The following is a 13,181-nucleotide window of genomic DNA, read 5'->3' on the forward strand; positions in this document are numbered from 1 at the left end:
AAGTGCTCCGATTAACGACCCTCCTGCTTCCAGGTGAACGGGAGGTGAACGACACCCGACAAACGGCCCTGACTTCACCCCTGTACGGGGGACTACACCCGCGGCGCGTGCGTTTCGATGGCGATGATGCCAGAGCTCGGATTGTCGCTGGAGAGGTGCACGACGGAGAACCCGCCGGTCTCGAGGTCAGCGGCATCCGAGATGTAGGCGCCGAGCGTGGTGCCCGTTGCCAGCGCGAGTTCGCGCAGGATCTCTGGCAGCACTGGACCATGGCCGCACACGACAGCATTCTTCCCAGAGCGCACCCGCTTGCCGACCACGCGGCGCACGTCGGCCGTGCCGGCATCCCAGGCATCCTGGCTGATGAGGTCTGTGCGCTTGATCTCCACACCGGATGCCGCGGCAAGCGGCACAACGGTCGTCACGCAGCGTGTGGCCGTGCTGGTGACGATGCGCGTTGGTCGCCAGGCGCTCAGCGTGCCCACCAGGGCCGCGGCCTGCTTGATGCCGCGCGGAGCGAGGGGGCGCGTCGCGTCCGGGCCGTCCCAGCTGTTGGCAGGGACTGCCTTGCCATGCCGGAGCACGATGACCCCGAAGGTGCTGGTGACCCCGTTGTTCACGAGAAGGTCGAATGCGTCGAGGATCTCGACATCCGCTGGATAGCTGAGGTACGTGCGGGCGCGCTTGATGGTCACCCACTCCAGGGCCGCCACCTCGCCGTTCGGCACGAAAGTGGAGTGCAGGATGGCATCCGGTGTCACCTCTGCAGCCCAGTAGTGCACGATCTTGTCGCGGCCGGCCGGCATCGTGTAATTGGACACACCAAGGGGAACGCCAAGCCTGACGGTGAGGCCGGTCTCTTCCTTGATCTCGCGCACGGCGGTCTCAGGCAGTGATTCTCCTGGGTCAACCTTGCCCTTGGGGATGGTGACGTCGCCGTGCACGGTCCGATGAATGACAAGAATGTGCATCTTGCCATCGATGAAACGCCAGCACACGGCTCCGGCCGCGTACACCGCTGTGTCGGTCATCGGCGAGCGGCCGTACGCTTGCGGTTGCCAATCTGTTGCATAAGCCTATTTTGCATGTCGTCGAGCAGGTGCCCGGCATCGTCACGCGAGTGCCGAACCCAGGTGCCGTCGCTGTCGAGCCACCACGATGACGTGCGCGGATCCATGGCGCGCTCGAACAGGCCGTCGATCTCGACGAGGTGGTCTGGGTCGGTCAGGCGCACCAGGGCTTCGACGCGGCGGTCGAGGTTGCGGTGCATCATGTCGGCGCTGCCGATGAAGACCTGGGGGTCGCCGAGGGTGTGGAACGAGAAGATCCGCGAGTGCTCCAGGTAGCGACCAAGGATCGACCGCACGCGGATGTTCTCGCTCATGCCCTCGACGCCCGGCCGCAGGCTGCAGATTCCGCGCACCCAGACGTCGACGGGCACACCGGCCTGGCTGGCCCTGTACAGCGCGTCGATGATCGTCTCGTCGACCATGGAGTTGACCTTGATCCGGATGCCGGATGGCAGGCCGGCCGCGGCGTTGGCCGTTTCATCGGCGATGCGCTTGAGCAGGCCCTTCCTCAGGTGCAGGGGAGCGACGAGCAGACGCTTGAACTTCTTCTCGATCGCGTAGCCGGAGAGTTCGTTGAACAGTCTGGTGAGGTCCTTGCCCACCTGGTCGTCTGCGGTGAGCAGGCCGAGGTCTTCGTAGATGCGGCTGGTCTTCGGGTTGTAGTTTCCGGTGCCGATGTGGCTGTAGTGCCGGAGCACCTTGCCTTCCTTGCGCACTACGAGAGCCGCCTTGCAGTGGGTCTTCAGCCCGACGAGCCCGTAGACGACGTGCACGCCGGCCTTCTCGAGCTTCCGCGCCCATGAGATGTTCGCCTGCTCGTCAAAGCGGGCCTTGATCTCGACGAGGGCGAGCACCTGCTTGCCGGACTCAGCAGCGGCGATGAGCGCTTCGACGATGGGGCTGTCGCCGGAGGTGCGGTACAGCGTCTGCTTGATGGCGAGCACGTTCGGGTCGGCAGCGGCCTGCTCCAGGAACGCCTGCACGCTTGTCGTGAACGATTCGTACGGGTGGTGCAGCAGGATGTCGCCGCGTGCAATCGACCTGAACACATCAGGGGCCAGGTTTGGCTCTGCTGGCATGAGCTGCACGGCCGTCGTCGGAACGTGCTTGGGGTAGTGCAGGTCTGGGCGATCGATGCGCGCCAGGTCGAACAGGCCACCGAGGTCGAGCGGCGTCGGCAGCCGGTAGACCTCCTGTGTGGTGATGTCGAGTTCACGCACGAGCAGGTCGAGGGTGACGTCATCCATCTCTTCGGTGATTTCGAGACGGATGGGCGGACCGAAGCGGCGACGCAGCAGCTCCTTCTCGAGAGCCTGGATGAGGTTCTCTGTCTCGTCTTCCTCGATCTCGACGTCTTCGTTGCGAGTGACGCGGAAGATGTGGTGCTCGAGGATTTCCATGCCGGGGAACAGGTCGCCGAGGTGGTTGGCCATCAGGTCTTCGAGGGTGATGAAACGCACCTTGTCGACGGACTCACTGCGATCGACTCGCACGAAGCGGGGCAGCATCTGCGGCACCTTGAGCCTGGCGATCTCCTGCTTGCTTGTCTTCGGGTTGCGAACCCGTACCGCAAGGTTCAGCGAGAGGCCGGAGATGTAGGGGAACGGATGCGCAGGGTCGACAGCCAGCGGCATCAAGACGGGGAAGATCTGCTTCCCGAAATAGTCGCGCAGTGATTCGCGATCTTCGTCATTCAGCGTGTCCCAGTCGACGACGTCGATGCCGGCCGCCGCGAGGTCTGGGCGCACCAGATCCTGGAAGGCTGCGGCATGGCGCAACTGCAGCACGTGCGCCGCCTTCGAGATGTCGCTGAGCACATCCGCTGGTGCGCGTCCGACGTTCGTGGGAACGGCCAGTCCCGTGAGGATGCGGCGCTTCAGCCCGGCAACTCGCACCATGAAGAACTCGTCGAGGTTGCTGGCGAAGATGGCCAGGAAGTTGGCGCGTTCCAACACGGGAATGTCGGGGTCTTCGGCGAGTTCCAGGACGCGCTGGTTGAACGCCAGCCAGCTGATTTCCCGGTCGAGGAAGCGATCCTCTGGTAGCGCGGGGTCATCAGAGAGAAGATAGGGATCGAAGTCGTCGTCAAAGTCGCTGCCGAGCCCGCTGTCGTTTTGGATGTTTTCGCCGTCCATTCGACCATCTTGACACTGCCGACTGCGCGAAACGCACGATCGGCATGAACGGTTACTTAACTGACAACCGTCTGTACTGCACGTCGATGGTGAAATCGGTGAAGCCGAGCGACCGATACAACCGCACGGCGCTGGTGTTGTCAGCTTCGACATACAGCGAAGCACTCGTGCAGCCGCGTTCGCTGAGCCTGGCCAGCCCGCGCTCCATCAGCAGGCGCCCGAGGCCCTGGCCTGCGGCATCCGGATGAATGCCAATCACGTAGATCTCGCCTGCGTCAGGTTCCCCGCCACCGGCGTCATCGTCGTCGTCAGGGTCGTCGTCATCGTCGCCGTGGTCCGTGCTCGGCTCGATCTTCAGCCAGTTGTATCCGATCATGCGACCGGATGCATCGCGCGCCACCAAAAAATCGCCGGCGTTGAACCATGACTCGGCTTGTCTGTCTGCCAGGTCGCCCAGGGTGATGGAACCCTGTTCGGGGTGCGAGGCGAAGATCAGCGCGTTGAGGGCGACCCATTCCTCATCGTCGACACCGGGAACGAAAGCGTTGATCGTCACCTCTGGTTTCGCGGAGTTAGCGGCAGCAGGCACACGCAGTGGCGAGAGGCGCAGGTGCAGCAGCGTGCGGGTCGCGACAAAACGGTGGTGTACGGCGAGCACGCGCGCGGCCGGATGATCGCCGTGCGACCATGCGGTCACTTCGCTCGGCAGGTGCGGCAGCAGCAGGCTGAGCGCCGCGTTGCCGAAGCCCTTGCCGCGGCGCTTCGGAATGATCACGAGGTCGAGTTCTGCCGTGTTCTCTCCGCGGCCGACGGCTGCGGCGCCGACGACCTTCGCCGGCTTGGCCGGGTGTGACTCGTCATGGAACAGGAACAGGTATGCCTCGCGGCGGCCCGCCGCGAGGTCGAGCAGTGCCTGCTCGTTGAACGGGGCATAACCGTCGACGGCAGTGGCGGCATCCGCAACGTGTGTGAACTGCGCTGCGACTGCTGGATCGCTGAGATCAGCTGGAGACAGGGCCAGCGACACGCTCGTCGTTTTCTTCCTGCACGTTGAAGCGGTAACCGACGTTGCGCACGGTACCGATGAGGGATTCCTGGTCACCGAGCTTGGCGCGGAGGCGACGGACGTGCACGTCAACGGTGCGCGTTCCTCCGAAGTAGTCGTAGCCCCAGACCTCACTGAGCAGCTGCTCGCGGGTGAACACCCGTGACGGATGCGCGGCGAGGAAGCGCAGGAGCTCGAATTCCTTATAGGTGAGGTCGAGCGGGGTGCCGTGCACCTTGGCCGAATAGTTGGCCTCGTCGATGACAACGCCGGCCGCACGAATAGTGGGGGAGACAGCCATGCGTGAAACGCGGCCGACAGCGAGACGGATGCGGGCATCCACTTCGGCCGGGCCTGCTGAGTCGAGCACGACATCGTCGATACCCCAGTCGGGGCTGACGGCGGTGAGCCCGCCCTCTGTGATCACCAACATAAGGGGGACGGAGATGCCTGTTGTGCGCAGAATCTGGCAGAGCGACTTGGACGCCATGAGGTTGGTGCGGGCATCGACCAGGATCAAATCCGAATCAGGCGCTGTGATCAGCTGATCCGGGCGTGCGGGGATCAGTCGTGTGCTGTGTGAAAGCAAAGCCAGGGCAGGCAGAACCTCATTGTCCACAGCCGAGGTAAGGATTAGTAACTGCGCCACGCGCATCCTCCAAATATCGTGCCCTCATACTACTGTGCCTCAGAATCGGCCTTGAACAGGCAGAATGGGTACGTGAGCAAACACTGGTCTGGCATCGTCGTTGTGTGGGTCCTCGCCGTGATCATTGTGGTGTTGATCGCCGTCTTTTCCACGCCTGAGCAACAGATCGTGTGGACAAGCCTCGGTTTGGCTGGTTGCACGATTGTTACTCTTGCGATTCAAATCGCGCTGGGAGAGAAGGACGGTTACGTCTCCAGGGTCATCGCGAGCCTGGCGGGCGGCGTTGTCGTCTTCGGCATCGCAACAGCATTTTTCGGGATAGCGCAGCTCGGCTGATCCGTGTCTGAGCGCACGTCGGGTTAGAATCGAACCATGTCGCCGCTTGCACTCGAAATCCTCTTCCTAGGGCTACTCGCGCTGGCCAGCCTTGCAATCGTCTGGATCTCCGGAGTGGTTGTGTACAAGCTGTTCAGGGGGCAGCGGTAGTCCATCATGTTTGACCTCCCGGTGGATCTTCCCTCTGAACTCGTTCCGCTGTCCTGGCTTATCGGGGTATGGGAAGGTTCCGGCGTACTCGACTACGCCATCGGCGACACGTCGGTCACCCGTGAATTCGGCCACCGTGTGAGCTTCAGCCACGACGGTCTGCCTCACCTGAACTACAACTCGTACACCTGGCTTGAGCCAGAACCTGACTCTGGGTCAGACGAGAAGATCCCGCTCGCCACCGAGACCGGCTACTGGCGTCTCAGCCGTGAGCGACAGGACGGCGATCCTGGACCCGGAATGCTTCTCGGTGTTGGCGAACGTCCGTTCACCACGGCAGAGGCTGTCGAAACGTTGCGGAACGCAGACGGCGGCTTCGACATCGAAGTGACGCTTGCGCACCCTGACGGGGTGGCAGAGCTCTACCTCGGGCAGGTCAAGGGTCCCCGCATCGACCTGGCAACGGATGCCGTCATGCGCACCCAGGGCGCCAAGCCCTATGCGGCGGCAACTCGCATCTACGGCCTGGTGGAGAACCACCTGCTATGGGCGTGGGACATCGCCGCTCTCGGCCAGGACCTGCGCACACACTCGTCTGGCCGCCTGGCCAGAGCTGACTAACTAAGTTGGATATGGATTCCCCCGACGTGCCTCCTCGTTTCGTGTCACCGCTTCTCGAACTCGACGGCGCTGTCGCCATGGGGGGAGCGGATGCCGGCATAGCCGCGCACTACGGCAACCCGATGATCGAGCAGCGTCACCTGCTCGCCGGTGAGGCTGTCGTTGACCTGTCGAACCGCGGCGTCCTCTCGGTCGTTGGGCCAGACCGGCTCAGCTGGCTGAACTCGCTCACCAGCCAGGCGCTGCTCGGCCTGCCCGTCGGCGAGTCGACCGAGATGCTGCTGCTCGACCCTGCCGGCCACCTTGAGTACGCCGTCCACGTGTTGGACGACGGCGTCGCCACCTGGCTCGTTCTTGAGGCGGCCGAACTGCCTGGCCTGCATGCCTGGTTGTCCAAGATGCGTTTCATGCTGCGCGTCGAGGTGCTCGACCTCACCGATGACTACGCGGTGATCGGCACCATGGCCCGCGATGTCGCCGATGTGCAGCTGATGCCGGCGAGCTCGAATGGAGTACCGCTGGTGTGGCGCGACCCGTGGAGCGGTGTGAACCCTGGCGGGTTCCAGTACGCCCAGGTCGCCGAGCATCCCGGCATCCACTGGAATTGGTCTGAAGTGCTGATTGCTCGCAGCGACCTGCCTGCGCTTCGCGACCGGGTCGCATCCGGTGAAGTTGCCGCGGCTGGCCTGCTGGCCGAGGAAGCGCTGCGAATCGCTGCCTGGCGTCCCCGAGCGGCGACAGAGGTTGACGAGAAGACGCTGCCGCACGAACTGGATTGGCTTCGCACCGCTGTGCACCTGAACAAGGGTTGCTACCGGGGGCAGGAGACCGTGGCCAAGGTGCACAATCTCGGGCACCCGCCGCGTCGACTCGTGATGCTGCACCTCGATGGCTCAGATTCGGTGCTCCCCGTGCACGGAGACGTGGTCGAGGGAACCAGGGTGCTGCCCGGCGGTGAGCCGGAGCGTCGACCTGTCGGTGCGATCACGTCCAGTGCCATCCACTATGAGCTCGGGCCGATCGCGCTCGCCGTGATCAAGCGCACTGTGCCAGCGGATGTCACGCTCTACGTTGAGTCGCAGGGCATCTCGATCGCCGCCAGCCAGGAGATCATCGTGCCGCAGTCAGCCGGAGCGGTCGCGGATGTCCCGCGTCTGCCGCGTCTCGGCGTTCGTCCGCCGACGCGCTAGCTTTTCTCCGCGCTATCCCAGCTGCGCCGTGCCAAGCAACGCCGAACCCAGCGGGCTCCGCAGATACAGCATGCTGTGCCCGTATCGGGTCGACGTCACCAGGCCCACCTCCCGCAGCGCACGCAGATGCTGGTTCACCGCAGAGGTGCTCACGCCGAAGCGGATGCCGAGCTCTGTCGATGAGGCAGGCGTCGCCAGAGCGGTGAGCAGGCTGGCTCGCGTCTGACCGAGCAGGTGTGCGACGGCACGCGGATTGACCACGCGCTCCGTCTCCCACATCGCTCCCTGCCCGCGGGCCGGATACATCACCAGCGGGGGTTCTTCGAGGTCGACGGGTGCTGAGGCGCGCCGTGTGAACATGGTGGGCACCAACATGACGCCGCGCCCGTCGGCGTGCACCGTCCGGTCAGTAGGCACAGAGGCCAGCTGTACGTCCAACGACGCTCCGTCGAATGACACCGACGAGGAGATGCCATTCAGCATCTCGGCCAAGCCGGTCTGCGCCACCACGCGCCCGCGGTGGGTGATATCCGCCTCCAGAATGGTGCGCATGCGCGGCCAGTGTGGCGCGAAGCAGCTGTCCCAATAGTCGCTGAGCGCCGACACCATGCGACGGATCGCTGCGCGAGGTGGCCCACTCAACGCGTCGGGCAGGTTGCCATGGATACTCTCAAGCTGGTGGGTGAAGTGAGCAGGGCTGAGCGCGGCCAGCTCGGCGAACTCGTCTTCGACGCGCGTCAGTGGCGATGACGGTCGCGGGTTCAGGAAGTCGGGCGTCCACAGCCGGTCGTTGACGAGGCCGAGCAGCAGGTCGAGGTCGAGACTCTCCCTTGCCTGGCGGGTGCGCGAGAGCCACGGCAGCTGGAGCGGATAGCGTCCAGGGTCTTTCACGGCACGCAGCGACAGCCCGAGTTCGCAGAGCGGCGAGATTCCAAAGCGGATGCCGCCCAGGTCGGCATCGCTCAGCTCGTAACGCAACATGAAGCCATACGCTACATCAATACGCGCCGTCATCACGGTCGTGGGACAAATGACCTGTGCCACTCACTCCCACTTCAGACCCTGCAACGGGCGTCATTTCCCTCCCTGAACCCCTGGCATCCGCTTCGCCCGGCCAACAGACAGGCTTCGTCCGCCGGCTGATGGAGTCCATGTCAGACCCCGTGCTGCGCATCCTGGTGATTGCCACCCTGATCAGTCGAGTGGGCCGCGGCGTCTTCCTCACCGTCACCGTGCTGTACATCACCTTTGTGATCGGACTCTCGGCGGGGGAGACAGCCACTGTGCTCGGGATATCGAGCGCGGTGGGGGTGGGAACGTCGTACCTGGGCGGGCGGCTCGCCGACAGGTTCAGTGCCAGACGGCTCTTGTTCGGCCTCATGGCCGCAGAGGGCCTCGCGCTTGGCTGCTATCCGTTCGCAGGGGACTTCACGAGTGTGCTGGTCATCGCCTGCGTGGCGTCAGCCGTGGGGAGTGCGTCGAACGCAACGCGGATGGCGATCATTGCCCGCGCATTCGAGGGACCTGCGCGGGTGAGCACCCGCGCCATCCTGCGCACTGTGACGAACGTGTCGATCGCGCTGGGCGCGGCCATCGCCGGTGTGGCACTCCTGGCCGACACCGTAGCCGCATACCAAATCGTCATGGTCGGCGCGGGCGTCGTCTACATCATCGGTGTCATCCCGGTCTGGCGGCTGCCGAAGCGGGTGAATGCTCCCGCTGGGCAGGTCCAGGAGGGCGAGGCGGCACGGCCCGCCGGGCGCTCTCCGTTCCGGGACCGGCGCTATCTGATCCTCACGGCGCTCGCCGCCGTCTTCGCCATGCAGTTCGGTCTGGCAGAGGTCGGTGTCCCCTTGTGGATCGCACACAACACAGAAGCGCCGACCGCGCTCGTGTCCGTGCTGCTCATCCTGAACACTGTGATCGTGATCGTGTTCCAGATTCCGCTCTCACGCGGCACCGACGACCTGAGGAAGGCTGGCAAGGTCGTGACGACCGCCGGGATACTGATGGCGGTGGCATCCGTTGTGTACGCGCTAGCCGCCGGGGTCTCTGTGGTGCCAGCGGTCGTGCTGCTCGTGGTGGCGGCTGCGGCCCATGCCTTCGCCGAGGTCTGGTCGCAGGCCGGCACGTGGGGGCTCAGCTTTGAACTCGCCGATCCGACGAACGCCGGGGCATACCAGGGCGTGTTCGCGATGGGATTCGGACTGGGCTCCATGTGTGCGCCGTTCGTCGTGGCGGGGACGGCACTGGCGTTCGGACTGGCGGGCTGGGTTGCGCTCGCCGTGATGTTCCTGGTCTCGGCGCTCGGGATCGCGTTTATCGCGCGGCGAGCGGCGGAGCCTGCGTCGACTGTCGTCGCTTAGCGAGGGGGCAGGGCGCTTTGATCGCGTGTGCCGAAGCTCGGCGAGCATGGCGGAAGGATGCCGACCACGGATGGGGTCGGCATCCTTCTGCAATGGCTCAAGCGGGGAGGAGTGCTGCGCCGCGACGCCACACCTGACGGATGTTCAGAGTGTCGGTGATGTCGGTCGTTGGATCGCCATCGACGAGGAGGAGATCGGCGCGGAGGCTAGGCGCAATGCGGCCACGGTCGGTGAGGCCGAAGCGACGTGCCGTCGTGGCTGTTGCCGCGCGCAGCGCCTGAACGGGACTCAGGCCGGCGCTGACCAACAGCTGGAGCTCGTGGTGCACGCTCGCTCCATGCGCAAGACCGCCGAAAGATGGCACAGGGACAGAAGCATCTGTTCCGACGAGGATATCGACGCCAGCATCGCTGAGCGCTTTTACGCTCGCGAGAACATCATCGAGGTTTCCTTCTGGGTACTTGTTAAAGCTGCTCTTCAGGGTGGCCAGCCAGGCCTCATCCAGCCGAGACGAGACGCGCGGGTCGGCTGCGAAGGCCCCTCCGGTGAGCCCCATCATGGAGGCGTTCAAGACAGCACAGGGGACGACGAACGCACCGGATCGGGCAATCAGCTCGATAACCTCCGGGGTGCTTGGCTGGTCCATGAACAGGTGGGCAAGCCCATCGATACCGGCATCGATCGCCGACACGGTTGCGTCAATCGCCAGCGCGTGAGCAACGGTGAGGAGTTCGAGCCGGTGAGCTTCTGCCACGCCGGCTGCGACGGTGGCGTGGTCAAGCGAGGGCAGGCCAGGGGCGCCTTCGACGGTCCCGTCGTCAATCATGAACTTGATGTAGTCAGAGCCACTCGCAGCGAGCTGCGGGATGAACGCGACCGCTTCTTCCGGAGTAGTTGAAAACGGCATGACGATGTTCGCCCACGGGTTCTCGCCACCATCCTCAGCCTCGCCATGTTGGGGCATGGACTTTCCCTCGTGGTCGTCACCGTGTTCGTCGCTTCCTTCATGAGAGAACAACTCGCTGGGGTGTCCGCCGGGAGGGGTCAAGCCGAAGCCAGCCGACCGAACGTCTGCGACGCGATCATTGTTCGTGACGGCTTCACGATTGTGCTTGGTGAGTGCACCCTGCATTTCCAGTTCGGTCGTGACGCCGAACGTCAGCGCGAGTGCAAGAGATTCGATCGAGGTGTGCACGTGGGCATCGATGAGTCCTGGCATCAGCGTTGCGCCGCTGACGTCGATGATCTCCGCGTCGGACGGGATTTCCCCGCCTACCGAGAGGATGACGGCACCCTCCAGCACCACGGTGGTGTCGGCGAGGACGGTCTCGCCGTCGAAGATTCTGGCGTTGACCAGGGCTGTCTTACTCATAGTTCGTTCTCCTGTGCTGGTTCGGACGTGGTGGACATTCAAGGAACATGTTCTTCACAAACATGTTCGTGATCACCATACCCGGAGAACCCGGTCGTAGCGAACATGTTCGTGATAGATTTGCCGGATGATTGAGTCAACCCGCCCCGTGAGTCGCCGCGAACGACCCGCAAAGCCGCCCCTGACCCGGGCCGGCATCATTGCGGCCGGCGTGTCGATCCTCGAAGCCGAGGGAATGGACAAGGTCACGATGCGCCGGATTGCGACCGCGCTCGACACCGGTGCCGCCTCGCTCTACGTCTATGTGCAGAACACCGCTGACCTCCACGCGCAGATCCTCGACGAATTGCTCGCGGACGTGCGACCCGGCACGTCCGGCCCGTGGCTCGCGCGCCTGATCGACCTCCTCGAGAGCTACGCGGCAGTGCTTTTCGAGCACCCGGAGATCGCCCGGATCTCAATGTCAACCCACACATCGGGCCCCAACTATCTTCGGCTCGTCGACGCCATCCTCGGACTGCTCGAGGAGGGCGGTGTTCCCTCCGGCCAGGCGGCATGGGGCGTCGATCTGCTCTTCGCCTATCCAACCTTCCTGGCTGCAGAAAGGGGCTCGCGCACCACGGCGCAACGGACCCCCCACCGTGATCTAGCCGATCTCGCTAGCCACATCGCCTCGGCCAATCCTGCAGAACTCCCACACGTCGCCGCCGCCGGTGCCGAGATCGTTGCAGGCACACCCGCCGAACGCCTTCGATGGGGAATCACCGTGCTCATCAACGGAATCACCACAACCGAACGAGGCTAGCCGCGCCTCGGCGTGTGTCCCCCTGGGCGTATGCTCACCGCATGGGCAGCCTCTTTACGAACCTGGCCGCTGCGGTCGTCGATGACGCGGCGGCGCAGCGGGTGCGTGTCGACCCGGGCGAAACGGGCCTCACGGCGCGACTGCGTGCTGGCGAACTGGCGACAGACAGCGTGGCGTTCTTTGCCAGTCAGGCGGCACGCCTTCTGGGGCTACCTCGGATCACTGTCAATCCGCGCAGGGTCGGCGTCAACTTCAGCAGTTTCACCTATCTGAGCGTCGACGGAGTGCCTGCAGCGGCGTGGGCTCCCCTCAGCGGGTTCTTTGCAACGGATGACGGGTGGGTGCGCACGCACGCGAATTATCCGCATCACCTGAATCGGCTCTGCGCGGCATTCGGCCTGGAAGAAACGGCCAGCCGTGAGGAGTTCGCTGCTGTGCTGGCGGGGATGTCTGCGGCGGATGCCGAGGCCCTGGCCGTCGCCAACGATGCCCTCTGCGTGCGCGTGCGCCGCCCAGAGGAGTTTGCCGACGTGATCGCCCCAGCGCCGCTGCTGGACTGGAACGTGAACGGCGACGGCGATGCCGCCGCAGGTGGCGCTGGTACTGGTGCACGCGGACCGGCCGGGCGGGCGCCGCGCGTGCTCGATCTCTCGCGGGTGATCGCGGGGCCGACGTGTAGCCGAGCGCTCGCGCTGCTCGGCGCAGACGTGCTGCGGGTCGACCCCGTCGATCCGGCGGAGATCGCCGTGCAGCACATCGATACAGGAGCAGGTAAGCGGTCGATCACGCTCGACCTCCGCCGCGATGCGACCCTTCTCGACGACTTGTTGGCCGAAGCCGACGTTGTGATTCTCGGATACCGCCCTGGCAGCCTCGACCGGTTCGGCCTCGATGAGCGCAGCCTGCGCGAGCGTCATCCGCGCATCGTGACCGCCTCCCTCAGCGCGTACCCAGTAGGCAGCGCCTGGGCGGAACGCCGCGGATTTGACTCGCTCGTGCAGGCAGCATCGGGGATCGCCGTCATCGAGGGCAGCGACGACAAACCAGGCGCGTTGCGTGCCCAGGCACTCGACCACGCCACCGGCTATGTGCTGGCGGGAGCAATCTGCGCGGCACTTGCCGATGGCAGGGCCGCGCACATTGGAGCATCTCTGGCCGCAACCGCCCAGGCGTTGATCGGACTCGGCGTGGTCGACAACGCAGAGCAGCCTTTGCCAACGGATGCCGCCGCACTCGCTCCCGAGCTTGAGACCGTTGACAGCGACTATGGCTCGGTGCGCCGTGCTCGCTCAGTGGTCGATATCGCTGGTCGCGAGCAGGGTCCCGTCGTGCGACTGGGGAGTTCGCGGGCGGCCTGGCTTGAGCCTGCCTGAGGCGCGCGGCCGGCCTGAGACGCGGCCGGCCTGAGACGCGGTGGTCTGCCTGAAAAGGTGTCTGGCTCC

General features: G+C 64.7%; 12 protein-coding genes. 6 read left to right on the top strand and 6 right to left on the bottom strand.

The genetic code is table 11. The annotated features are described in order from the left end of the window. Positions 1 to 92: 92 nt before the first annotated feature. The 4 genes from AC25Y4_RS12405 to AC25Y4_RS12420 are packed head-to-tail and all read right to left on the bottom strand — an operon-like array spanning position 93 to position 4,899. Entirely contained in the window at positions 93 to 1,031 is a 939-nt protein-coding gene (locus AC25Y4_RS12405) for an NUDIX hydrolase (RefSeq protein ID WP_488120725.1), read from the bottom strand. After that, the gene (locus tag AC25Y4_RS12410) at positions 1,028 to 3,205 is read right to left on the bottom strand and encodes an RNA degradosome polyphosphate kinase (protein WP_488120726.1); all 2,178 of its coding nucleotides are present in this window, start codon (positions 3,203 to 3,205) and stop codon (positions 1,028 to 1,030) included. Before AC25Y4_RS12410 ends, AC25Y4_RS12405 begins: the two co-directional genes overlap by 4 nt. A gap of 52 nt (positions 3,206 to 3,257) precedes the next feature. After that, positions 3,258 to 4,232, bottom strand: coding sequence for a mycothiol synthase (gene mshD / locus AC25Y4_RS12415; protein WP_488120727.1), 975 nt, complete (start codon positions 4,230 to 4,232; stop codon positions 3,258 to 3,260). Beyond that, complete coding sequence (locus AC25Y4_RS12420; protein WP_488120728.1) at positions 4,207 to 4,899, bottom strand: winged helix-turn-helix transcriptional regulator; 693 nt, start codon at positions 4,897 to 4,899, stop codon at positions 4,207 to 4,209. Before AC25Y4_RS12420 ends, mshD begins: the two co-directional genes overlap by 26 nt. Positions 4,900 to 4,971: 72 nt before the next feature. On the opposite strand from AC25Y4_RS12420, the gene AC25Y4_RS12425 reads away from it, so the two are divergent. The 3 genes from AC25Y4_RS12425 to ygfZ all read left to right on the top strand — a co-directional run bounded on the left by AC25Y4_RS12425 (position 4,972) and on the right by ygfZ (position 7,196). Beyond that, positions 4,972 to 5,235, top strand: coding sequence for a hypothetical protein (locus AC25Y4_RS12425; protein WP_488120729.1), 264 nt, complete (start codon positions 4,972 to 4,974; stop codon positions 5,233 to 5,235). 156 nt (positions 5,236 to 5,391) lie between these two features. Beyond that, positions 5,392 to 6,006, top strand: coding sequence for a nitrobindin family protein (locus AC25Y4_RS12430; protein WP_488120730.1), 615 nt, complete (start codon positions 5,392 to 5,394; stop codon positions 6,004 to 6,006). Between the two features lie 11 nt (positions 6,007 to 6,017). After that, positions 6,018 to 7,196 carry a CAF17-like 4Fe-4S cluster assembly/insertion protein YgfZ gene (gene ygfZ / locus AC25Y4_RS12435; protein ID WP_488120731.1) on the top strand — a complete coding sequence of 393 codons (1,179 nt, stop codon included), beginning with the start codon at positions 6,018 to 6,020 and terminating at the stop codon, positions 7,194 to 7,196. A gap of 12 nt (positions 7,197 to 7,208) precedes the next feature. On the opposite strand, the gene AC25Y4_RS12440 is transcribed toward ygfZ, so the two are convergent. Then, positions 7,209 to 8,177 carry an ArsR/SmtB family transcription factor gene (locus AC25Y4_RS12440; protein WP_488120732.1) on the bottom strand — a complete coding sequence of 323 codons (969 nt, stop codon included), beginning with the start codon at positions 8,175 to 8,177 and terminating at the stop codon, positions 7,209 to 7,211. A gap of 56 nt (positions 8,178 to 8,233) precedes the next feature. On the opposite strand from AC25Y4_RS12440, the gene AC25Y4_RS12445 reads away from it, so the two are divergent. After that, the gene (locus AC25Y4_RS12445) at positions 8,234 to 9,562 is read left to right on the top strand and encodes an MFS transporter (protein WP_488120733.1); all 1,329 of its coding nucleotides are present in this window, start codon (positions 8,234 to 8,236) and stop codon (positions 9,560 to 9,562) included. Between the two features lie 97 nt (positions 9,563 to 9,659). Here AC25Y4_RS12445 and AC25Y4_RS12450 read toward each other — a convergent pair whose 3' ends face one another. Then, positions 9,660 to 10,934, bottom strand: a complete 1,275-nt coding sequence (locus AC25Y4_RS12450; RefSeq protein WP_488120734.1) for an amidohydrolase family protein — start codon at positions 10,932 to 10,934, stop codon at positions 9,660 to 9,662. A 127-nt stretch (positions 10,935 to 11,061) separates the two neighbouring features. Between AC25Y4_RS12450 and AC25Y4_RS12455 the strand changes: the two genes are divergently transcribed. Together AC25Y4_RS12455 and AC25Y4_RS12460 are read left to right on the top strand one after the other, a co-directional pair. After that, positions 11,062 to 11,739 (top strand): TetR/AcrR family transcriptional regulator, encoded by a 678-nt coding sequence (locus tag AC25Y4_RS12455; protein ID WP_488120735.1) that lies wholly within the window; start codon positions 11,062 to 11,064, stop codon positions 11,737 to 11,739. Between the two features lie 41 nt (positions 11,740 to 11,780). After that, complete coding sequence (locus AC25Y4_RS12460) at positions 11,781 to 13,112, top strand: CoA transferase (RefSeq protein ID WP_488120736.1); 1,332 nt, start codon at positions 11,781 to 11,783, stop codon at positions 13,110 to 13,112. Positions 13,113 to 13,181 lie beyond the last annotated feature (69 nt).

Source organism: Leifsonia sp. Y878, from assembly GCF_057669685.1.

Coding starts and splice junctions, on each gene's coding strand:
- AC25Y4_RS12405 (WP_488120725.1), bottom strand. CDS start 1,031: ATGACCGACACAGCGGTGTACGCGGCCGGAGCCGTGTGCTGGCGTTTC.
- AC25Y4_RS12410 (WP_488120726.1), bottom strand. CDS start 3,205: ATGGACGGCGAAAACATCCAAAACGACAGCGGGCTCGGCAGCGACTTT.
- AC25Y4_RS12430 (WP_488120730.1), top strand. CDS start 5,392: ATGTTTGACCTCCCGGTGGATCTTCCCTCTGAACTCGTTCCGCTGTCC.
- ygfZ (WP_488120731.1), top strand. CDS start 6,018: ATGGATTCCCCCGACGTGCCTCCTCGTTTCGTGTCACCGCTTCTCGAA.
- AC25Y4_RS12440 (WP_488120732.1), bottom strand. CDS start 8,177: ATGTTGCGTTACGAGCTGAGCGATGCCGACCTGGGCGGCATCCGCTTT.
- AC25Y4_RS12450 (WP_488120734.1), bottom strand. CDS start 10,934: ATGAGTAAGACAGCCCTGGTCAACGCCAGAATCTTCGACGGCGAGACC.
- AC25Y4_RS12455 (WP_488120735.1), top strand. CDS start 11,062: ATGATTGAGTCAACCCGCCCCGTGAGTCGCCGCGAACGACCCGCAAAG.
- AC25Y4_RS12460 (WP_488120736.1), top strand. CDS start 11,781: ATGGGCAGCCTCTTTACGAACCTGGCCGCTGCGGTCGTCGATGACGCG.